Annotated in this window: 15 protein-coding genes; 10 read left to right on the top strand and 5 right to left on the bottom strand. The window is 68.3% G+C overall.

Translation table 11 applies throughout. The annotated features are described in order from the left end of the window. Positions 1 to 208: 208 nt before the first annotated feature. The 7 genes from sucC to lpdA all read left to right on the top strand — a co-directional run bounded on the left by sucC (position 209) and on the right by lpdA (position 9099). On the top strand, positions 209 to 1411 hold the full coding sequence (sucC, locus tag J2126_RS09820) for an ADP-forming succinate--CoA ligase subunit beta (RefSeq protein ID WP_209486248.1): 1203 nt from the start codon (positions 209 to 211) through the stop codon (positions 1409 to 1411). After that, complete coding sequence (sucD, locus tag J2126_RS09815) at positions 1411 to 2295, top strand: succinate--CoA ligase subunit alpha (RefSeq protein ID WP_169124608.1); 885 nt, start codon at positions 1411 to 1413, stop codon at positions 2293 to 2295. The genes sucC and sucD overlap by 1 nt, the downstream gene beginning before the upstream one ends. 374 nt (positions 2296 to 2669) lie before the next feature. Further along, entirely contained in the window at positions 2670 to 5624 is a 2955-nt protein-coding gene (locus tag J2126_RS09810) for a 2-oxoglutarate dehydrogenase E1 component (protein ID WP_209486246.1), read from the top strand. Positions 5625 to 5661: 37 nt separating this feature from the next. Further along, positions 5662 to 5988, top strand: coding sequence for a YciI family protein (locus J2126_RS09805; protein WP_209486244.1), 327 nt, complete (start codon positions 5662 to 5664; stop codon positions 5986 to 5988). Positions 5989 to 6015: 27 nt separating this feature from the next. Further along, positions 6016 to 7236: a 2-oxoglutarate dehydrogenase complex dihydrolipoyllysine-residue succinyltransferase gene (gene odhB / locus J2126_RS09800; RefSeq protein WP_209486242.1), complete on the top strand. Its 1221-nt coding sequence runs from the start codon at positions 6016 to 6018 to the stop codon at positions 7234 to 7236. A gap of 13 nt (positions 7237 to 7249) precedes the next feature. Continuing rightward, a complete protein-coding gene (locus J2126_RS09795; RefSeq protein ID WP_209486240.1) occupies positions 7250 to 7675 on the top strand; it encodes a VOC family protein in 426 nt (141 codons plus the stop codon). A 20-nt stretch (positions 7676 to 7695) separates the two neighbouring features. Continuing rightward, positions 7696 to 9099: a dihydrolipoyl dehydrogenase gene (gene lpdA / locus J2126_RS09790; protein WP_209486238.1), complete on the top strand. Its 1404-nt coding sequence runs from the start codon at positions 7696 to 7698 to the stop codon at positions 9097 to 9099. Between the two features lie 157 nt (positions 9100 to 9256). Here lpdA and J2126_RS09785 read toward each other — a convergent pair whose 3' ends face one another. The 3 genes from J2126_RS09785 to J2126_RS09775 form a co-directional block, all read right to left on the bottom strand. Further along, positions 9257 to 9394, bottom strand: a complete 138-nt coding sequence (locus J2126_RS09785; protein WP_168457309.1) for a hypothetical protein — start codon at positions 9392 to 9394, stop codon at positions 9257 to 9259. A gap of 164 nt (positions 9395 to 9558) precedes the next feature. Then, positions 9559 to 10101, bottom strand: coding sequence for a CAP domain-containing protein (locus J2126_RS09780; protein ID WP_209486236.1), 543 nt, complete (start codon positions 10099 to 10101; stop codon positions 9559 to 9561). A 120-nt stretch (positions 10102 to 10221) separates the two neighbouring features. Then, positions 10222 to 12855: a DUF3772 domain-containing protein gene (locus tag J2126_RS09775; RefSeq protein ID WP_209486234.1), complete on the bottom strand. Its 2634-nt coding sequence runs from the start codon at positions 12853 to 12855 to the stop codon at positions 10222 to 10224. Between the two features lie 163 nt (positions 12856 to 13018). Here J2126_RS09775 and dapE point away from each other — a divergent pair, with 163 nt between their 5' ends. Beyond that, positions 13019 to 14200, top strand: coding sequence for a succinyl-diaminopimelate desuccinylase (gene dapE / locus J2126_RS09770; RefSeq protein WP_209486232.1), 1182 nt, complete (start codon positions 13019 to 13021; stop codon positions 14198 to 14200). A gap of 9 nt (positions 14201 to 14209) precedes the next feature. Next, positions 14210 to 14980: an alpha/beta hydrolase gene (locus J2126_RS09765; RefSeq protein ID WP_209486219.1), complete on the top strand. Its 771-nt coding sequence runs from the start codon at positions 14210 to 14212 to the stop codon at positions 14978 to 14980. Between the two features lie 174 nt (positions 14981 to 15154). Here J2126_RS09765 and J2126_RS09760 read toward each other — a convergent pair whose 3' ends face one another. After that, entirely contained in the window at positions 15155 to 16483 is a 1329-nt protein-coding gene (locus tag J2126_RS09760) for a lytic murein transglycosylase (protein ID WP_209486217.1), read from the bottom strand. Between the two features lie 289 nt (positions 16484 to 16772). Here J2126_RS09760 and galU point away from each other — a divergent pair, with 289 nt between their 5' ends. Beyond that, a complete protein-coding gene (gene galU, locus J2126_RS09755) occupies positions 16773 to 17672 on the top strand; it encodes a UTP--glucose-1-phosphate uridylyltransferase GalU (protein ID WP_209486215.1) in 900 nt (299 codons plus the stop codon). A 242-nt stretch (positions 17673 to 17914) separates the two neighbouring features. Here galU and J2126_RS09750 read toward each other — a convergent pair whose 3' ends face one another. Then, positions 17915 to 21391 carry an indolepyruvate ferredoxin oxidoreductase family protein gene (locus J2126_RS09750; protein ID WP_209486213.1) on the bottom strand — a complete coding sequence of 1159 codons (3477 nt, stop codon included), beginning with the start codon at positions 21389 to 21391 and terminating at the stop codon, positions 17915 to 17917. Between the last annotated feature and the right edge of the window lie 3 nt (positions 21392 to 21394).

Here is a 21394-nt window from a genome sequence, read left to right as displayed (position 1 = left end):
GGGGTACAACCGGCGTGGTGAAGGAGACGAGTGTTCCCCTCCTCGGGGGCGCCGGCCTCTTCGCTCCTGTCCCTGGGACGGGCGCGGCGGCGCAGGCCCCCCTTCTGCGGTGGAGGCGGTCCGCACACGGTGGTCCCGCATTTGCGCGGGATCCGGGACGGACCGGGGCGGGGGACGGGACACATCGCAACCCTGAGGGACACGGACGATGAATATTCACGAGTATCAGGCCAAGGCGCTGCTGAAGAGCTTCGGCGCCCCGGTCTCGCGCGGCATTCCCGTGCTGAAGGTCGAGGAGGCGGAAGCCGCCGCCAAGGAACTGGGCGGCCCGCTCTGGGTGGTGAAGTCGCAGATCCACGCCGGTGGCCGCGGCAAGGGCAAGTTCAAGGAGCCCGAGGCTGGCGAGAAGGGCGGCGTGCGCCTCGCCAAGTCCGTGGACGAGGTGAAGGAGTTCGTCGGCCAGATGCTCGGCCGCACCCTCGTCACCATCCAGACCGGCCCGGCCGGCAAGCAGGTGAACCGCCTCTATATCGAGGAAGGCTCGGACATCGAGAAGGAGTTCTACATCTCCCTGCTCGTCGACCGCGCCACCTCCCAGGTGGCCTTCGTGGTCTCCACCGAAGGCGGCATGGACATCGAGGAAGTCGCCCACTCCACCCCTGAGAAGATCATCACCTTCTCGGTGGATCCGGTGACCGGCGTGCAAGGCTTCCACGGCCGCAAGATCGCCAAGGCCCTCGGCCTTTCGGGCGAACTCGCCAAGCAGGCCGGCAAGCTCGCCGAGGTGCTCTACACCGCCTTCGTCGAGACCGACATGGCGATGCTGGAGATCAACCCGCTCATCGTCACCAAGGACGGCAACCTGCGCGTGCTCGACGCCAAGGTGTCCTTCGATTCCAACTCGCTGTTCCGCCATCCCAAGCTCACCGAGCTGCGCGACCTGACGGAAGAGGACGAGAAGGAGATCGAGGCGTCCAAGTACGACCTCGCCTACATCGCCCTCGACGGCACCATCGGCTGCATGGTCAACGGCGCGGGCCTCGCCATGGCGACCCTCGACATCATCCAGCTCTACGGCGAGAGCCCGGCGAACTTCCTCGACGTGGGCGGCGGCGCCAACGAGGAGAAGGTGACGGCGGCGTTCAAGATCATCACTGCCGACCCGAACGTGAAGGGCATCCTCGTCAACATCTTCGGCGGTATCATGAAGTGCGACGTGATCGCCAACGGCGTGATCGCGGCGGTGAAGGCGGTTGGCCTCCAGGTGCCCCTCGTGGTGCGCCTCGAAGGCACCAATGTGGAAGAAGGCAAGCAGATCATCCGTGAGAGCGGGCTCAACGTGATCCCTGCCGATGATCTCGATGACGCGGCGCAGAAGATCGTCGCTGCCGTGAAGAAGGATGCTGCGTGATGTCCGTGCTGATCGACGCCAACACCAAGGTCATCACCCAGGGCTTCACCGGCAAGAACGGCACCTTCCACGCCCAGCAGGCCATCGCCTACGGGACGAAGATGGTCGGTGGAACCTCGCCGGGCAAGGGTGGCACCACCCACCTCAACCTGCCGGTGTTCGACACCGTGCTGGAGGCCAAGGAAGCCACCGGCGCCGACGCTTCGGTGATCTACGTGCCGCCTCCGGGCGCCGCCGACGCCATCCTGGAGGCGATCGACGCGGAGATCCCGCTCATCGTCTGCATCACCGAGGGCATCCCGGTGCTCGACATGGTGAAGGTGAAGCGCGCGCTGTCCGGCTCCAAGAGCCGCCTCATCGGCCCCAACTGCCCCGGCATCGTCACCGCCGGCCAGTCGAAGATCGGCATCATGCCGGCCAACATCTTCAAGACCGGCTCGGTGGGCGTGGTCTCGCGCTCCGGCACGCTGACCTATGAAGCGGTGTTCCAGACCTCCCAGGTGGGCCTCGGCCAGACCTCGGCGGTCGGCATCGGCGGCGACCCGGTGAAGGGCACCGAGTTCATCGATGTGCTGGAGATGTTCCTCGCCGACCCCAAGACCGAGTCGATCATCATGATCGGCGAGATCGGCGGCTCGGCCGAGGAAGAGGCCGCGCAGTTCATCGCCGACGAGGCGAAGAAGGGCCGCAAGAAGCCGATGGTGGGCTTCATCGCCGGCCGCACGGCCCCTCCCGGCCGTCGCATGGGCCATGCCGGCGCCATCATCTCCGGCGGCAAGGGCGGCGCCGAGGACAAGATCGCGGCCATGGAGGCGGCGGGCATCCGCGTGTCTCCGTCCCCCGCGCGCCTCGGCAAGACCCTCGTCGAGGTGCTCAAGGGCTGAGCGGGCGGCGCCCGTCACGGGAAGGTCATCCCCCGGCGCGTCCGGGGGATCGCCATTTGGAAGGACAGGAGCGGAGCCTCTGGAATTCCGCTCCCGCAGGGTCATTTGCCGCGCTCTCGCCATGAAGTTCGGCGACTGGCGAGCGCGGTCCGGGGTGGGTGGCGGAGCCGATCTTTCGGCCGGTTGCGGCGCTCCCCATATAGCGGTTGTCGAGCACCGCCGACGAAGGCTGCCACGAGCCTCTCGGGGGTGATGGGGCGTCCGGCAAGGGCCGGGCGCCGGATTTGTGGCAGACGAGCGGCCTTGGGGCTTCATTTTCCGCGCGAAATGCGCTCAAGGAGAGTGAGGCGCCACGGTCTTCCGGGAACAAGCCCATGTCGCGCGCGGAACAGAACGACGTTTTCCTGAACACCTCCTTCCTCTATGGCGCCAATGCCGCCTGGATCGAGGATCTCTACGCCCGCTATGAGACCGATCCCAATTCGGTCGGCGCCGAATGGCAGGCCTTCTTCGCGGCGTTGAAGGACGATCCCAACCAGGTGATCGAGAACGCCCGCGGCGCCTCCTGGAAGAAGCCGCACTGGCCGGTGCACGCCAATGGCGAGCTGGTCTCGGCCATGGATGGCCAGTGGATCGAGGTGGAGAAGGCCATCTCCGAGAAGGTGAAGGCCAAGGCGCAGAAGTCCGGCGTCGAGTTCTCCGCCACCGAGGTGCAGCAGGCCACCCGCGATTCCGTCAAGGCGCTGATGATGATCCGCGCCTACCGCATGCGCGGCCATCTGCATGCCAATCTCGACCCGCTGGGCCTCACCCCCCCGCGCGAGGCGCCGGAGCTGGACCCGGCCTCCTACGGCTTCTACGAGGCTGACCTCGACCGCAAGATCTTCATCGACCATGTGCTCGGCCTCGAATTCGCGACCGTCCGCCAGATGGTCGCCATCCTGCGCCGCACCTATTGCGCGTCCGTGGGCGTCGAGTTCATGCACATCTCCTCGCCCGAGGAGAAGGCGTGGATCCAGGAGCGCATCGAGGGCGTCGACAAGGAAGTCACCTTCACCCGCGAGGGCAAGCGCGCCATCCTCAACAAGCTGGTTGAGGCGGAGGGCTTCGAGAAGTTCCTCGACGTGAAGTTCACCGGCACCAAGCGCTTCGGCCTCGACGGCGGCGAAAGCCTGATCCCGGCGCTGGAGCAGATCATCAAGCGCGGCGGCAACCTGGGCGTGAAGGACATCGTGTTCGGCATGGCTCACCGCGGCCGGCTGAACGTGCTCACCCAGGTGATGGGCAAGCCACACCGGGCGCTGTTCCACGAGTTCAAGGGCGGCTCCTGGGCCCCCGACGAGGTCGAGGGCTCCGGCGACGTGAAGTACCACCTCGGTGCCTCGTCCGACCGCGAGTTCGACAACAACAAGGTCCACCTGTCGCTGACCGCCAACCCGTCCCATCTCGAGATCGTCGATCCCGTGGTGCTGGGCAAGGCGCGCGCCAAGCAGGACCAGCTCGGCGACACCGAGCGCACCAAGGTGCTGCCGCTGCTGCTGCACGGCGACGCGGCCTTCGCCGGCCAGGGCGTGGTGGCCGAGTGCCTCGGCCTTTCCGGCCTGAAGGGTCACCGCACCGGCGGCTCGATCCACTTCATCATCAACAATCAGATCGGCTTCACCACCAATCCGCGCTACTCGCGCTCCTCGCCCTATCCGTCGGATGTGGCGAAGATGATCGAGGCGCCGATCTTCCACTGCAACGGCGACGATCCGGAATCCGTGGTGTTCTGCGCCAAGGTGGCCACCGAATTCCGCCAGCGCTTCCACAAGCCGGTGGTGGTGGACATGTTCTGCTACCGCCGCTTCGGCCACAACGAGGGCGACGAGCCCGCGTTCACCCAGCCGAAGATGTACAAGGTGATCCGCCAGCACCCGAGCGTGCTGGAGCTGTACACCAGGAAGCTGGAGAACGAGGGCGTCGTGACCGCCGGCGAGGTGGACACCATGCGCAATGCGTGGCGGGACCGCCTCGAGGCCGAGCACGAGGCCGGCCAGGCCTACAAGCCCAACAAGGCCGACTGGCTCGACGGCCGCTGGGCCGGCTTCAAGCCCACCCACGAGGATGACGATCCGCGCCGCGGCAACACCGGCGTGCCGGAAGACGAGCTGAAGGCGATCGGCGAGAAGATCACCACCGTGCCGGAGGGCTTCCAGGTCCACCGCACCATCCAGCGCTTCCTCGACAACCGCAAGAAGGCCATCGCGGACGGCAAGGGCATCGACTGGGCGACCGGCGAGGCGCTCGCCTTCTCCTCCCTGCTGCTGGAAGGCAACCCGGTCCGCCTGTCCGGCCAGGACGTGGAGCGCGGCACCTTCTCCCAGCGCCATTCGGTGCTGCTCGACCAGGAGACCGAGGCCCGCTACAAGCCGTTCAACCACCTCTCCGACACCCAGGCCAAGTACGAGGTCATCAATTCGATGCTCTCGGAGGAGGCGGTGCTCGGCTTCGAGTATGGCTACACGCTGTCCGAGCCCAACACGCTGGTGCTCTGGGAGGCGCAGTTCGGCGACTTCGCCAACGGCGCGCAGGTGGTGTTCGACCAGTTCATCTCCTCGGGCGAGCGCAAGTGGCTGCGCATGTCCGGCCTCGTCTGCCTGCTGCCGCACGGCTATGAGGGCCAGGGTCCGGAGCACTCCTCCGCCCGCCTCGAGCGCTATCTGCAGCTGTGCGCCGAGGACAACATGCAGGTAGCCAACGTCACCACCCCGGCCAACTACTTCCACATCCTGCGCCGGCAGATGAAGCGGGAATTCCGCAAGCCGCTCATCCTGATGACGCCCAAGTCGCTGCTCCGCCACAAGCGGGCGGTGTCCGACCTCTCCGACATGGTGACCGGCACCACCTTCCACCGCGTGCTGTGGGACGACGCCCAGTCGCACCCGGACGAGAGCGGCGTCAAGCTGAAGCCGGACGACAAGATCCGCCGCGTCGTGCTGTCCTCGGGCAAGGTCTATTACGACCTGCTGGAGGAGCGCGAGAAGCGCGGCGTGGACGATGTCTACCTGCTGCGCGTGGAGCAGCTTTATCCGTTCCCGCTCAAGACGCTGGTGCAGGAACTCGGCCGCTTCAAGAACGCCGAGGTGGTGTGGTGCCAGGAAGAGCCGAAGAACCAGGGATCCTGGGCCTTCGTGCAGCCCTATCTGGAGTGGGTGCTGGAGCAGGCGGGCGGCGCGGCGAAGCGTCCGCGCTATGCCGGCCGTCCCGCGTCCGCCGCCACCGCCACCGGCCTGATGTCCAAGCACATGGCCCAGCTCAAGGCCTTCCTCGAGGAAGCCCTGGGCTGATCCGACACACCTAGAACCGCCCGAAAGAGGACGCGCCGTGCCGCACTTCCTGCTCCGCCTCTCCCCGCCGCGCCCGAGCTTTCCCTCGGACGCGAGCGCGGCCGAGATGGACGCCATGGGGGCGCACTTCGCGTTCTGGCAGGCCGAGGCGGAGGCCGGCACGGCCCTCGCCGTCGGTCCCGTGGCGGACCCGGCGGGCATCTGGGGGATGGCCGTCATCGAAGTTCCCGACGAGGCCGCCGCGACCGGCCTCTCGCTTCGGGATCCCGTCATCACGGCGGACCTGGGCTTCACCTATGCGGTGATGCCCATTCTGTCGCTCATCGAGCGCCGGGCGCCACGCCCGGCCCAAGCCGAAGTCTGAGGGAGGCCCCCTCAAGGGGCGAACACAATGACCGAGATCCGCGTGCCCACCCTGGGCGAGTCCGTTACCGAGGCGACCATCGGCAAGTGGTTCAAGAAGCCCGGCGAGGCCGTCAAGGCCGATGAGCCGCTGGTGGAGCTTGAGACCGACAAGGTGACCGTCGAGGTGCCGGCCCCGGCCTCGGGCGTCCTCTCCGAGATCGTCGCCAAGGATGGCGAGACCGTGGGCGTCGGCGCGCTGCTCGGCAACATCGGCGCCGGCTCGGGCGCCGAGGCCGCGCCCGCCGCTGCTCCGGCTCCGGCCGCCGCGCCGGCTCCGGCTCCTGCGGCCCCCGCCGCGCCCGCCGCCGCGGTTGCGGCCGGCAGCAACGGTCCGGCCGTCGGCCGCATCGCCGCCGAGACCGGCGTGAACCCGGCCGATGTCGCCGGCTCCGGCAAGGACGGCCGCGTCACCAAGGGTGACATGCTGGCCGCCATCGCCGCCGGCGCCTCGGCCGCCGCCGCGCCCGCTCCGGTCGCGGTCCGCGCCCCCTCGGCGCCCACCGACGCCGCCCGCGAGGAGCGGGTGAAGATGACCAAGCTGCGCCAGACCATCGCGCGCCGCCTGAAGGACGCCCAGAACACCGCCGCCATGCTCACCACGTTCAACGACGTGGACATGACCGCCGTGATGAGCCTGCGCAGCCAGTTCAAGGATGCCTTCGAGAAGAAGCACGGCACCAAGCTCGGCTTCATGGGCTTCTTCACCAAGGCGGTGATCGCGGCGCTGAAGGACATCCCGGCGGTGAACGCTGAGATCGACGGCCAGGATCTCGTCTACAAGAACTACTACAACATCGGTATCGCGGTGGGCACCGAGAAGGGCCTCGTTGTGCCGGTGGTGCGCGATGCGGACCTGCTCTCCGTCGCCGAGATCGAGAAGGCCATCGCCGGCTACGGCCGCAAGGCACGTGACGGCAAGCTCGGCATCGAGGAGATGCAGGGCGGCACCTTCACCATCACCAACGGCGGCATCTACGGCTCGCTGATGTCCACCCCGATCCTGAATGCGCCGCAGTCGGGCATCCTCGGCATGCACCGCATCGAGGAGCGCCCGGTGGTGGTCAAGGGGCAGATCGTGATCCGCCCGATGATGTATCTCGCCCTCTCCTACGACCACCGCATCGTCGACGGCCGCGAGGCCGTGACCTTCCTGGTGCGCGTGAAGGAGACCCTGGAGGATCCCGCGCGGCTCGTGCTGGATCTGTGAGGACCTGAGGAGGATGGCGTTCGGGCCGAACCCTCCGCCGCTCCAGGCGCATCTTTGCGTCCGGGGCGGCACCGAGGCGATTGCTTTTTATGAAGCCGCGTTCGGCGCCTCCTGCACCTTCAGGCAGATGGCGGAAGATGGCGTGCGGGTGATGCACGCCAACGTCGACGTCTTCGGCGCGGAAGTGATGCTGCGTGACGAGTTTCCGGAGTTCGGGAACAGCCTGGCGTCGCCCGTGAGCCGCGGCGGCGCCAGCGTGACGCTCAACGCCAACTTCCGCAGCGGGGCGGAGGTCGAAGCCGCCTTCGCTCGCGCCGTCCGCGCGGGAGCCACCGTGATTATGCCGCCGGCCGATATGTTCTGGGGCGCGCGCCACGCGCGGATCCAGGATCCGTTCGGCCATGTCTGGGCGTTCAACGCTGCGTTGGACCCCCGCTGACCATCCTGCGAGTGCATTCCATGTCCTACGACCTGATCATCATCGGCACCGGCCCCGGCGGCTATGTGTGTGCCATTCGCGCGGCCCAGCTCGGCCTCAAGGTCGCGGTGGTGGAGAAGCGCGGCACCCATGGCGGCACCTGCCTGAACGTGGGCTGCATCCCCTCCAAGGCGCTGCTCTATGCCTCCGAGCTGTTCGAGGAAGCGGGCCACAAGTTCGGCGAGATGGGCATCGGCGTGCCGGCTCCCACCCTCGACCTGCCCGCCATGCTGGCCTTCAAGGACCGCGGCGTGGACGGCAACGTGAAGGGCGTCGAGTTCCTGCTGAAGAAGAACAAGGTCGACGTCTATATGGGCGCCGGCAAGATCCTCGGCCCCGGCAAGGTGGAAGTCACCCTCAATGCCGACGGCAAGGTCGAGGTGCTGGAGACGAAGAACATCGTCATCGCCACCGGCTCCGATGTCGCTCCGCTGCCCGGCGTGACCATCGACGAGGAGCGCATCGTCTCCTCCACCGGCGCGCTGAAGCTGCCCAAGGTGCCCGGCAAGCTCGTCGTGGTGGGCGCGGGCGTCATCGGCCTGGAACTGGGCTCGGTGTGGCGGCGCCTCGGCGCTGAGGTCACGGTGGTGGAATTCCTCGACCGCATCCTGCCCGGCATGGATTCGGACGTGGCCAAGTCCTTCCAGCGCATCCTCGACAAGCAGGGCTTCACCTTCAAGCTTGGCACCAAGGTCACCGGTGTGGACACCTCCGGCGAGACGCTGAAGGTCACGGTGGAGCCCGCCGCCGGCGGCGCCGCCGAGGTGATCGAGGCGGACGTGGTGCTGGTCGCCATCGGCCGCATCGCCTACACCGCCGGCCTCGGGCTGGAGGAGGCGGGCGTCGCCAAGGACGCGCGCGGCCGCGTGGTCACCGACCACCACTTCGCCACCAACGTGCCCGGCATCTATGCGATCGGCGACGTGATCGTCGGCCCCATGCTCGCCCACAAGGCCGAGGACGAGGGTGTGGCGCTGGCGGAGCAGCTGGCCGGCAAGGCGGGCCACGTGAACTACGACGTGATCCCCGGCGTGGTCTACACCTTCCCGGAGGTCGCCTCCGTCGGCAAGACCGAGGACGAGCTGAAAGCCGCGGGCGTCGCCTACAAGGTCGGCAAGTTCCCCTTCACCGCCAACGGCCGCACCAAGGTGAACAACACCACGGACGGCTTCGTGAAGATCATCGCCGACGCCGCCACCGACAAGGTGCTGGGCGCCCACATCATCGGCCCCGAGGCCGGCGAGATGATCCACGAATGCGCGGTGCTGATGGAGTTCGGCGGCTCGTCCGAGGATCTCGCCCGCACCTGCCACGCCCACCCCACCCGCTCGGAAGCGGTGAAGGAAGCGGCCATGGCCGTGGAGAAGCGCGCCATCCACATGTGATGGGCGCGGCGGCTTGGCGCTGCCAATGGTTTGAAAGTGAGCGGCCGGCGGGTATCCCGCCGGCCGTTTGCGTTTCGCGCATAAAAAAGCCCCGGCCCTGGGGCCGGGGAACGGAGGTTCCGTCCGGGAGGAAGCCGAGGCGCGACGTGCGCCGAAATCAGCCGCCCTTCTGGGTCACGGGATTGCTGGCGGTGGTCGTGGTGTCGCCGATGGAGGCGTTGGTCATGCCCGGGCATGCGAGCGCCGGGCCGGCGAGGATGCTCAGGGCGCACGCGACGAAAGCGATCCGCTTCATCTTCCTCTCCTGCCTGTCACGATATCAACAGGCAGATTAGGCCAGAGAAGCCGGCAATGGGAAAGCCCTCCGCCCGTACCGCACGATCACGAACGCGCGCAGCGGTGCCGTAAACAGGATGCCGCGCCGGAGTTTTCGCCCTGCTCAAGCGCCGCGCAGGCGTGTCATCGCGCGGGCGGGGTATCCGGCTGGGCGAGGATGAGCGCCCAATAGACCTTGTATTTGGAATTGGGCGCGTTGGCCGTCGCGATGCCCATGCGGGTCACGCCCGGCTCCAGCATGTTCTTGTTGTGCGAGGGGGAATCGCGCCAGCCGGAGAAGGCCTCGGCCAGGGTGTGGTAGCCGGCGCCCACATTTTCCACCGCGCGCTTCGCGTCATAGCCCGAGGCCTTGATGCGGGTCATGAAATTGCGCCCGCCCACCTCGTGGGAGAGGTTGTCCGCCTTGGCCATGGCGTTGGCCTGGTCCTGGGCGAGGCGGGAAAGCGTGTCATCTATGGTCACGGCCGGCAGCCCGCGCGCGGTGCGGTAGTCGGAGAGGAGCGAGGCCGCGGCGGCGGCATCCACCGGCTTACCGGTCTTGGCGAGGTTGATGTAGAAGGCCGGCTGGGTGTCGATCTGCTCGGTGGTGGCACAGCCGGCGATGGCGGCGAGAAGCGCAAGGCCGGCACCGGCGAGGAGGGAGCGGCGGAGAAAAGTGTCGCGCATGTCTCGGCTTCCGGCTGGCCGCATCGGGCGGGCTTTCGGGGGCGATCCCCCGACGTTCCCCTGTCTTGTGCGCCGGGAGGGTTGAGGAAGCGTTAGCGCCCGCTCCCCCCCGGCCCCGGCCTATTGCAGCGGGTCGGGCGGCGCAGGCGGCGGGGGCACCATGTCGCGCGGGGCCCGGGCGAGGGCGGCCCAGGGCTGCGCCACCATGCCCACGTGCGCCTTGCGGAAGCGCGAGAGCACCTGGAAGTGCAGGTCGCTCTTCACGGTCAGCGCATAGTCCACGTTCGCCACCACGCAGCGAAGCTCGAACACGATGCCCGCATCGGCGAACTTCATCAGGAACACGCGCGGCGGCGGCGACTGGAGCACCTGCGGATGGTCGCAGGCGCAGCCGACGAGGATGTCGCGCACCTCCTCCGGATCGCTGTCATAGGAGACGGTGACGGCGACGATGATGCGGCCGGTGGTGTTGGAGTGCGTCCAGTTCTTCACCATGCCGGTGATGAGGTCGGCATTGGGCACGATCACCGTGGCGCGCTCGAAGGTCTCGATCTCGGTGGCCCGCACCGAGATGCGCCGCACATAGCCTTCCTCGCCCTTCACATTGATGGTGTCGCCCACCCTTATGGGCCGCTCGGCCAGCAGGATCAGGCCGGACACGAAATTGGACACGATGGACTGGAGGCCGAAGCCGATACCGACCGAGAGGGCACCGGCGACCAGCGCGATGTTCTCGAGGTTCAGCCCCAACTGGCCCATGGCCACCATGACGGCGACGATGGTGCCCACATAGCCGACGATGGTGGCGATGGAGGATTGCAGCGACGGCTCGAGCCCGGTGCGGGGCAAGAGCGCGCTCGACACCCATTTCTGCAGTCCGCGCGCCGCCGCGAGGCTGACGAGCAGCAGGAGCACGGCATAGACCACGCTCCACAGGGTGATGGTGGCGTTGCCGATGCGCACGCCGAAGGAAACGCGCTCCACCGTCTCCATCATGTCGGCGGTGGAGGTGCCCCAGCTGCCGACAATGAGAAAGGCGGCGATCACGAACAGCTGCAGCTTGAGCAGGCCCGACGCCAGGACGCCGATCAGCTCCACCCGCTCCGGCTTCAGGCCGAGCATGCTGGAGATCACCCGCGCGCGGTGGGTCTCGGCGGAAAGGCCCTCGCCGAAGAAGGCGTCGATGAGGGCATAGAGCAGGTAGAGCACGCCGAGCACGGCGGCGGCGATGACCATGCGCGCGGCGACGAAGGCCGCGAAGCTGATGTAGCCGGCCACCAGCGCCCCGAGGAGGGCGAACACCGCCACCCATACGAACAGGCGGATGTAGCGGGGCGGAGCCTGCGCGGGGCCGGTGGCGGCGATGGCCGAGGGATCGGTGGTCGCCGGGTCCTTCGCCGTATCCGCATTGGCCTCGGCGCGGGCGGCGCCGACGAGGAAGCGTGAGATGAAGCCGGCGATGAGCAGCGACATGATCGCGCTCGTCACCACCGTCAGCCCCACCGGCGCGAACAGAACCCGGTGCAGGGCATTGAGGGCGGCGGCGATGGCCAGCGTCCACACGGTGAAGGAGTAATAGCGGAAGGCGAGTACGGCGGCGCCATCCGAGAGCGGCGGCAGGCGGCGCCACGGCTCGTTCGGCGCCAGGAAGGCGCGGCCCACGGCGTTGCCGATGGCCTTGATGAAGATGGCGATGACAATGCCCTGCACCAGTTCATCGGCGCGGGGCGGGATGATCTCGAACGCGCCGATGAAGGCGATGGCCGCCATAGCCGCGGCGGGCGCAACGGTGGCGTTCAGGAACAGAACCTTCATCGCCTCGCGCGCCGAGCGCAGGCGCGTGAAGCTTTCGCCCGGCTCCGGCGGCGGGGTGCGCAGGCGCTTGCGCAGCAGGATGCCGCCCGCCACCACGGCGGCCATGATGGCGATGCCGCCGAGGACGATGCCGATCACCGCGAGCGGCGACAGGCGCCGCACCGAATAGGCCCGCCAGTCGTTGCCGAAGTAGCGCAGGGCGCGGAACTCGGAATTCAGCGCGCCGAAGGCGTTGGTCCACAGGTCGGGGTCGATGACAGAATCCACCCGCTCGAACAGCTGCCCGGTGAACAACGCGCGGCGGCGGGAACTGATGCGGTCGGAAATCTGGTCGCCGCGCAGCACCAGCGCGCGGTTCTGCTTCAGCACGCCGCCCAATTCGGCGGCGACCTTGGTCAGGCGCTCGCGGTCGGCCGCGACGGTGGGCTCCTCGGTCGCGCCGTCGGCGGGCTTGGGGCCGAGGCCGTTGAGACGGCTCTCCGCGTCGGCGACGCGGGGGGCGATCTGGTCGGAGACGGCGGCAAGATCCTTGCGGGCGGGGTCGAGGCGCTGGCGCAGCTCGTCGAGGTCGCCGGGGCGCAGGCCTTCCACCGCGAGGGCGGCGTCGATGGAATCGAGGGCGGAGCGGGCCGCCTCCATCTTCTCGCGGGCGGCGACGATGGTCGGATCGGGCGGGACCGGTGCGGGCTTTGGCGCTGGCACCGGCTGTGCGGGCGCCGCATCGCCGGCGGCCGGGGCGGGGGCGCCGGAGGCCGCCGCCGGCGCGGCGGGGGGCGAGGCTGCGGCATTGGGCGTGGCCGCGGCGGGCGTGCTCTGGCCCTGTCCCTGCTGTTGGCCTTGCGCCGGCGGGCTCGCGGCCTGCTGGGCGCCGGCCTGAGCCAGCGGGAAAACCGACAGGGCGAGCGCGACCAGAAAGGCCGCGGACGTCTTCACCTTCATATTTGAACCTCCGCCGCGGCGTTCCTGTCGCCTGAAGGCGGCAGCCTCGTGGCGGATGGGGCATAAAGGCGGCCCGGCCGCCCGGATCGCCGAGAAAACCGCTGGAAAGACCGGCGCGTTTGCCGCTATCTCGTCGTCCCCCGGTCGCGATGAGGCTTTCCTGATGACCGCCGATGCTTCCGTCAAGCCCGAGCTTCGGGCCAATGTTCCCGATGCGCTGACGCTGGCGGCCGAACTGATCCGGGCGCCGTCCGTCACCCCCAATTCGGGCGGCGCGCTGGAACTGGTCGCGCGTCGGCTGGAGGCGTCAGGATACCATGTGGAGCGCCTGACGTTCGACAGCGGCGGCGTGCCCATCCCCAACATCTACGCCCGCATCGGGAGCGGCTCCCCCAATCTGTGCTTCGCCGGCCATGTGGACGTGGTGCCCGAGGGCGATCCCGCCCAATGGCAGCACGGTCCGTTCGCCGGCACGGTGGAGGACGGCAAGCTCTACGGACGGGGCGCCGTGGACATGAAGGGGGCGGTGGCCGCCTTCCTCTCGGCCGCGCTCGCCTGCGGGCGGCCGGAGAGGGGCTCGCTCTCCTTCCTCATCACCGGCGACGAGGAAGGCCCGGCGCTGGATGGTACGGTGAAGGTGGTGGAGTGGCTGAAGGAGAAGGGCGAGGTCATTGATCACTGCGTCCTCGGCGAGCCCACCAACCCCGGCGCCATGGGCGATGCCTTCAAGGTGGGCCGGCGCGGCAGCCTCTCCGGCATCCTCACCGTGAAGGGGGTGCAGGGGCACGTGGCCTATCCGCACCTCGCCGACAATCCCATTCCGCGCCTGGTAAAGCTGGTGGGAGAATTGACCGCCGCGTCCCTCGACCATGGCTCGGACTTCTTCCCTCCGTCGAACCTGGAGGTCGTCTCCATCGACGTCGGCAATCCGGTGTTCAATTTGATCCCGGCCGAGGCCACCGCCCGCTTCAACGTGCGCTTCAACGACCTTTATTCCCTGGAGACGCTGAAGTCCGAGATCATCCGCCGCCTCGACGGCGCCGGCCTCACCTACGATCTCGCCTTCCAGCCCGGCGCCAGCCAGAGCTTCCTCACCGCGCCCGGACCCTTCGTGGAACTGGTGGCGGACGCGGTGGAGGCGGAGACCGGGCGGCGGCCGGAGGCCTCCACCTCGGGCGGCACCTCGGATGCGCGCTTCATCAAGGATCTCTGCCCGGTGGTGGAATTCGGCCTTGTGGGCCAGACCATGCACAAGGTGGACGAGGCCACCCCCGTCGCCGATCTCGAGGTGCTGACGCGCATCTATTCCCGCATCATCGCGCGCTATTTCGCCGCCTTCGCCTGAGCTGACGCCATGACCGAGACCATCCCCGGCGAAACCGCCTCCACCCTCGACGTGGACGGCCGTGCCATCGCCATCCGCGCCATCCCCGGCGCGGCGCCCGGCCTGTTCTGGCTCGGCGGCTTCAAGTCGGACATGACCGGCACCAAGGCGGAGCACCTCGCCCGCTGGGCGCAGGCGCGCGGGCAGGCGAACGTGCGGTTCGATTATTCCGGCCACGGCGCCTCCGGCGGGGCGTTCGAGGAGAGCACCATCTCGCGCTGGCTCAATGAGGCGCTGGCGGTGTTCGACCAGGCCACCTCGGGCGAGCAGGTGGTCATCGGCTCGTCCATGGGCGGCTGGATCGCGCTGCTCCTCGCCCGCGCCCTCGCCGCGCGGGGGGAGAAAAGGCTGAAGGGGCTGGTGCTGGTGGCCCCGGCACCGGACTTCACCGAAGCCCTGATGTGGGAGAAGTTCCCCCCGCCAGTGCGCGCGCTGATCGAGACGACCGGCAAATTCCTCAAGCCGACGCTCTATGGCGAGGAGCCCTATGTCATCACCCGCGACCTGATCGAGGACGGGCGGCGCCATCTGCTCCTGGGCGCGCCGTTCGCGGTGGGCTGCCCGGTGCGCATCCTGCAGGGCGCGCGGGACGAGGACGTGCCGTGGGAGCACGCCATGCGCCTCGTGAGCTGCCTCGCCGAGGACGACGTGGTGTTCTCCCTCATCAAGGACGGCGACCATCGCCTGTCCCGCCCGGAGGATCTGGAGCGGCTGACGGAGGCGGTGGACGGGCTGGTGTGAGCCCGTTCGCGGACCAGCAACGGCGCACCAGGAGCGCCGAGGGCAATTACAGCTGTCGCCCTCCGACTTGATCGGAGGGCCCATCCCTCCGCCATCGCGGGCGGCCGGAGGTCGGGACGAGCGGCGCCATGGGTCCTCCGATCAAATCGGAGGACGACGACGGATTCGCCCCGCTCAGCGGCGCATCTGCTGGAGCAAGGCGACGTCGGGATAGCCGTCCGGCAGGAGGCCGGCGCGGACCTGGTAGTCCTGGATGGCGACCCGGCTCTTCTGGCCGAGGATGCCGTCCACATTGCCGATGTCGTAGCCCATCTGGGTGAGACGGCTCTGGATTTCCTGCCGCTCGGCCTTGGAGAGCCCGCGCTCCTCCTTCGGCCACGCCTGGGCGAAGGCGCCGCCGCCGCGCAGCCGGTCGGCCAGATGCCCGATGGCTAGGGCGTAGGCGTCGGCCGGGTTGTACTTCAGGATGGCGTCGAAATTCTTCATCATCAGGAAGGCCGGGCCGCTGGCACCGCCCGGCAGCAGCAGATAGGCGGTGTCGCCGGGGCGCGGATAGGCGATGCCGCTCGGCCGGCGCACGCCCAGCGCGTTCCATTCCGCCAGAGTCTTCTTGTTGCTGCGGTTGGCGAGGCGGTAGTCGAAGCCCTGCGGCAGCGCCACCTCATAGCCCCACGCCTTGCCGAACTCCCAGCCGTCCAGCTTCAGATTGTTGGCGGTGGAGGCGATGATGTCGGGAATGGAATCCACCACGTTGCGCTTGCCGTCGCCGTCGAAATCCACCGCGAAGCGCTGGAACGAGGTGGGCATGAACTGGGTGGGCCCGAACGCACCCGCCCACGATCCGGTGAGGTGGTCGTAGGGCACGTCGTCCTTCTCCAGGATCTGGAGCGTGGCGATGAATTCGTCGCGGAAATAATCCTGCCGCCGCCCGATGCAGGCGAGCGTGGCGGTGGATTCCAGCACGTTGCGCGAGCCGATGCCCTTCGGATCGCCATAGGTGGATTCGATGCCCCAGATGGCGGTGACGGCGTAGCGGTCCACGCCATAGGCCTTCTCGACGCGGTCGAAGATGGGCTTGTAGCGTTCCAGAATCTCGCGGCCCTTCTTCACGCGCCACTCGGTGACCAGCATGTTCACATAGGCGCCGATGGGCTTGGAGAATTCCGGCTGGCTGTCCATGAATTCCATGATCTTCATCTGCGGCTGCAGAGAAGCGGTGTAGCGCTCGAAGGTGCGCCGGGACACGCCCTTGGACTGGGCCAGCGGCCACAGATTGGCGATGCACTGGGGGAAGTTCGCTTCAGCCTGGGCGAGCGCCTGCGGCGTCATCAGCGGATGGCCCGCGCCGGCCTGCGCCGCCTGCGGGGCGGGCGGCGGGAAGCCGAAGATGGAGCCCGTGGTCTGGGCCTGTCCGGCGGCGGGGGTAACGAGGCCGGCGATGAGGGCGAGCGCCACGGCCACGCCGCTTCCCAAGGTGGTCCTTCCGCGCGTCGTCGAAGCCATCTTGAAAGCCTTCCCTTTCCGCCCCGCCATGAGGGCCGGGTTGATCGTCTGAGGCGTCTACTGGGCGGCAATATGGTTGCGTCGCGGTTAATGGATGGCAAGTTTCGATGGCCGGTATCGCGTTGGGGCCGCATTAACCCATCTTGGGGAACAGCGGGGCGATTTCGGCCGTTGCCACTCGGCTGCCATAGGGGCAGGACAGATTCGCGCAGCGGCCGACGTGCCGCACGCTCACGCTCCAGCTGTGCTAGACCACGGGCGTGGGTATTCAGGAGGGGCGTTACTCGAAATGCGTAAACCCATTCGCAAGGCGATCCTACCCGTCGCGGGCCTCGGCACGCGCTTCCTTCCGGCGACCAAGGCTGTGCCGAAGGAGATGCTGACGGTGGTGGACCGGCCCGTCGTGCAGCACGTCGTGGATGAAGCCCGCGCCGCCGGCATCGAGCACATCGTTTTCGTCACCGGCCGCAACAAGGCGGTGATCGAGGATCATTTCGACCGGCAGTTCGAGCTGGAGCGCACGCTTCAGGAGCGCGGCAAGGTCAAGGAGCTGGAGCAGCTCGACCGCGACACGCCCAAGGCCGGCACCACGTCCTTCACCCGCCAGCAGCTGCCCCTCGGCCTTGGCCATGCGGTGTGGTGCGCGCGCGACATCATCGGCGACGAGCCGTTCGCGCTGCTCCTGCCCGACATGCTGCACATGCCGAGGACCGGCAACGGCAACGGCCACGGCTGCCTCGGCTCCATGGTCGAGGCCTACAACGAGACCGGCGGCAACGTGGTGGCGGTGTACGAGGTGCCGGACGACCAGACCCACCAGTACGGCATCGTCGGCACCGGCGCCGATGCGGCGAAGGGCGCCAAGACCATCACCCAGATGGTCGAGAAGCCCAAGGCCGGCACCGCGCCGAGCAACCTCGCCATTTCCGGCCGCTACATCCTCCAGCCCGGCATCTTCGACCTGCTCGCCAAGCAGGAGCGCGGCGCCGGCAACGAGATCCAGCTCACGGACTCGATGCTGAAGCTGAAGGAGACCGAGCCGTTCTACGCGGTGCGTTTCGACGGCAACGTCTATGACTGCGGCTCGAAGATCGGCTTCCTCATGGCCAACGTCGCCTATGCGCTCTCGCGCCCCGACATCGAGGCGGAGTTCCGCGCCGAGCTGAAGGCCATCCTCGGCGGGAACTGAGGCAAGGCGGCGCGCGCCGCTCCTTCCAGTCTTCCCCCCTCTCCCCTTGAAGTCGGCTTTTGCCGACTTCAATCTCCGCGAACCGAACTCGGCTGCTGCCGAGTTCGGGCGGGAGAGGGGCCGGGGGTGAGGGGGGCGCTCAGCGCATGACCGGCGATGGGGCGATCGGCGCCACCCCCTCATCCGTCTCGCGGCGTGCGCCGCGATCCGCCTTCTCCCGCGAGGGGAGAAGGCAATTTCCCCTACTCCGCCGCAACCGCTGTCGGCGCCGGCGGGTTGCGGAAGCGGGCGAGGAGGTCCTGCTCCTCGGCCTTGGCCGCCTCCAGGTGCCGCAGCTTCACGTGGCCGAAGCCGCGGATCTTCTCCGGGATGGAGGCGATGGCGACGGCGATCGCGTGGTTGGCGGGGTCGAGCTTGGCCAGCAGCTCGCCCACCGTGCGCTCATAGTCCGCGATCAGCGTCCGCTCGGTGCGGCGCTCCTGCGTGTAGCCGAACAGGTCCAGCGCGCTGCCGCGCAGGCCCTTGAGCTTCGCCAGCAGGGAGAAGCCCTTCATCATCCAAGGTCCCAGCGTGATCTTGCGCGGCTCCCCCGTCGCGTCGCGGCGGGCGAGGAGGGGCGGGGCGAGGTGGAACTCGAACCTCAGCGCACCGTCGAAGGCCGCGTCCGCCTGGGCGCGGAAAGCGCCATCGGCATAGAGCCGGGCGACCTCGTACTCATCCTTGTAGGCCATGAGCTTGTAGAGGTTCTTCGCCACCGCCTCGGCGAGGCCGCCCCGACCGGGCGCCTTGGCCTGCTCATTGATGCGCACCTTGTCCACGAGCGCCTTGTAGCGGGCCGCATAGGCGGCGTTCTGGTAGAGGGTGAGGTCGGCGACGCGCCGGGCGATCACCTCGTCGAGGCTCTGCGAGAGCCGCCGCGCGTCGCTGGAGACGGTGCCCTTCGGCGTGGCGATGGCCTCCACGGCGGCCGGATCGTGTGCGGCGCGGCGGCCCCAGAGGAAGGCGGCCTTGTTCATGGCCACCGCCTCGCCGTTCAGCTCGATAGCCCGCTCGATGGCGGCGGCGGACAAGGGCAGGGCGCCGAACTGGTAGGCATAGCCGACCATGAAGATGTTCTGCGCCAGCGCGTTGCCGAACAGCGCCTGGGCGAGGCGGCTCGCCTCGATGAAGTGGGTCTGCGCATCGCCCACCAGATCGCGGATGGTGCGCTTGATGCGCTCGGTGGGGAGCGAATAGTCCGCGTTGCGGGTGAAGTCGCCGGGCAGCACCTCGTGCGTGTTCACCACGCAGATGGTCTTGCCCGGCTTCACCGCCGCCAGCACCTTCTTGGTGCCCGCGACCACCAGATCGCCGCCCAGCACCACGTCGGCGCCGCGCGCCGGCACGCGGATGGCGGTGATGTCGGCCGGGTCGTTGGCGAGGCGGATGTGGCTGTAGACCGCGCCGCCCTTCTGGGCGAGGCCGGCCATGTCGATCATGCCGCAGGCCTTGCCTTCCAGATGCGCCGCCATGCCGAGGATGGCGCCGATGGTGACGACGCCGGTGCCGCCCACGCCCGTGGCAATGATGCCATAGGTGCCGTGGATCTCGGGATGCGCCGGCTCCGGCAGCTCGGGCCATGAGTCCGCGCCGGCCGCCGCGCCCGCGCTCTTCTTCGGCTTCGCCCCGTGGACCGTCACGAAGGAGGGGCAGAAGCCGTTCACGCAGGAGAAGTCCTTGTTGCAGGACGACTGGTCGATCTCGCGCTTGCGGCCGAATTCGGTTTCGAGCGGCTGCACGGAGACGCAATTGGACTTCACCCCGCAATCGCCACAGCCCTCGCAGACGCGCTCGTTGATGAGCACGCGCTTGTCGGGGTCGGGGAACTGGCCGCGCTTCCGGCGCCGCCGCTTCTCCGAGGCGCAGGTCTGGTCGTAGATCATCACCGTGACGCCGGGAATGGCCGCCAGCTCCCGCTGCACGGCGTCCAGCTCGTCGCGGTGGTGGATGGTCATGCCGGCCGGCCAGAGCGTGTTGGCGGGGTACTTCCCCGGCTCGTCGGTGACGACGACGACCCGCTCCACCCCTTCCGCCGCCACCTGACGGGCGATGACCGGGACGGTGAGGTTGCCGTCATGGGTCTGGCCGCCGGTCATGGCGACCGCGTCGTTGAAGAGGATCTTGTAGGTGACGTTCACCTTGGCGGCGCAGGCGGCGCGGAGCGCGAGATAGCCTGAATGGTTGTAGGTGCCGTCGCCGAGGTTCTGGAACACATGGCCGCGCTTGGAGAAGGAGGATTCGCCGATCCAGTTGGCGCCCTCGCCACCCATCTGGGTGAAGCCGGTGGTCTCCCGGTCCATCCACTGCACCATGTAGTGGCAGCCGATGCCGGCATAGGCGCGCATGCCCTCGGGCACCTTGGTGGAGGAATTGTGCGGGCAGCCGGAGCAGAAATAGGGGATGCGCGTCGCCACGTCCGAAGTGGCGGCAAGCACCCGCTGCGCCTCTTCCAGCTCCGCCACGCGGGCGGCGATGTCCGGGATGTGGCCATAGGCCAGGAGGCGCCGGCCGAGCTGGATGGCGATGTCGTTGGGATCCAGCGCGCCTTTCACCGGGAACATCCAGCGGCCCTGCTCGTCCTTCTTGCCGATGCAGACGGGCTGGTTGGCGGTGCCGTACAGCTCCTCGCGCACCTGCACCTCGATGAGGGAGCGCTTCTCCTCCACCACCATGATGAGGTCGAGGCCCTTGGCGAATTCGTGGAGGCCCTGCGTCTCCAGCGGCCAGGGGCAGGCCACCTTCCAGATGCGCAGGCCGAGATCGTTCGCCCGCACCTCGTCGATGCCGAGTTCGTCGAGCGCGAGCCGCACGTCGAGATAGGACTTGCCCACGGTGGCGATGCCGATGCGCGGGCGGGCGCCGCCGGAGGTGATGAAGCGGTTGAGGCGGTTCGCCCGCAGGAAATGCAGCACGGCGTCGCGCTTGAATTCCTGGAGCCGCTCCTCCTGCGCCAGCGGCGTGTCGCCGAGGCGGATGTTGAGGCCGCCGGGCGGCATCTCGAAGCCCAGCGCCGGCTCGATGCGCACGCGGTCCAGGCGCCCGTCCACGATGCCGGTCGACTCGATGGTGTCCTTCACCGCCTTGAGGCCGACCCACGTGCCGGCGAAGCGCGACAGCGCCCAGCCATAGAGCCCGTAATCGATGATCTCCTGCGCGCCCGCAGGGTTCAGCACCGGGATCATCACGTCGACGAAATGGAATTCGCTCTGGTGGGCGGTGGTGGAGCTTTCGCAGGTGTGGTCGTCGCCCATGAGGGCGAGCACGCCGCCGTGCCGCGAGGTGCCGGCATTGTTGGCGTGGCGGAACACGTCGCCGGAGCGGTCGACGCCCGGTCCCTTGCCGTACCAGAGGCCGAACACGCCGTCATACTTGCCCTCGCCGCGCAGCTCCGCCTGCTGCGAACCCCAGAGAGCGGTGGCGGCGAGGTCCTCGTTGAGGCCGGACATGAACTTGATGTCGTTGGCCTTGAGCACCTTCTCGGCGCGCAGGAACTGCTGGTCGAGCCCGCCGAGGGGGGAGCCGCGATAGCCAGTGACATAGCCGGCCGTGTTGAGGCCGGCGCGCCGGTCGCGCTCCTTCTGCATCAAGGCGAGGCGGACGAGAGCCTGCGTGCCCGATACGAACACGCGCTCCTGGGACAGGTCATATTTGTCGTCGAGCGAAACAGGCTTCAGAGCCATCGC

The organism is Xanthobacter flavus (assembly GCF_017875275.1).
GTDB lineage: Bacteria > Pseudomonadota > Alphaproteobacteria > Rhizobiales > Xanthobacteraceae > Xanthobacter > Xanthobacter flavus_A.
The sequence above is the reverse complement of the archived record's forward strand: the minus strand, read 5'-3'. Positions and strand labels throughout refer to the sequence as shown.

Bases quoted from the DNA above. Each gene is read 5' to 3' on its own strand.
- J2126_RS09765 (WP_209486219.1), top strand. From the start codon at position 14,210: ATGACCGAGACCATCCCCGGCGAAACCGCCTCCACCCTCGACGTGGAC.
- J2126_RS09810 (WP_209486246.1), top strand. From the start codon at position 2,670: ATGTCGCGCGCGGAACAGAACGACGTTTTCCTGAACACCTCCTTCCTC.
- J2126_RS09760 (WP_209486217.1), bottom strand. From the start codon at position 16,483: ATGGCTTCGACGACGCGCGGAAGGACCACCTTGGGAAGCGGCGTGGCC.
- J2126_RS09795 (WP_209486240.1), top strand. From the start codon at position 7,250: ATGGCGTTCGGGCCGAACCCTCCGCCGCTCCAGGCGCATCTTTGCGTC.
- J2126_RS09775 (WP_209486234.1), bottom strand. From the start codon at position 12,855: ATGAAGGTGAAGACGTCCGCGGCCTTTCTGGTCGCGCTCGCCCTGTCG.
- sucD (WP_169124608.1), top strand. From the start codon at position 1,411: ATGTCCGTGCTGATCGACGCCAACACCAAGGTCATCACCCAGGGCTTC.
- galU (WP_209486215.1), top strand. From the start codon at position 16,773: ATGCGTAAACCCATTCGCAAGGCGATCCTACCCGTCGCGGGCCTCGGC.
- lpdA (WP_209486238.1), top strand. From the start codon at position 7,696: ATGTCCTACGACCTGATCATCATCGGCACCGGCCCCGGCGGCTATGTG.
- J2126_RS09780 (WP_209486236.1), bottom strand. From the start codon at position 10,101: ATGCGCGACACTTTTCTCCGCCGCTCCCTCCTCGCCGGTGCCGGCCTT.
- J2126_RS09750 (WP_209486213.1), bottom strand. From the start codon at position 21,391: ATGGCTCTGAAGCCTGTTTCGCTCGACGACAAATATGACCTGTCCCAG.
- dapE (WP_209486232.1), top strand. From the start codon at position 13,019: ATGACCGCCGATGCTTCCGTCAAGCCCGAGCTTCGGGCCAATGTTCCC.
- sucC (WP_209486248.1), top strand. From the start codon at position 209: ATGAATATTCACGAGTATCAGGCCAAGGCGCTGCTGAAGAGCTTCGGC.
- J2126_RS09785 (WP_168457309.1), bottom strand. From the start codon at position 9,394: ATGAAGCGGATCGCTTTCGTCGCGTGCGCCCTGAGCATCCTCGCCGGC.
- odhB (WP_209486242.1), top strand. From the start codon at position 6,016: ATGACCGAGATCCGCGTGCCCACCCTGGGCGAGTCCGTTACCGAGGCG.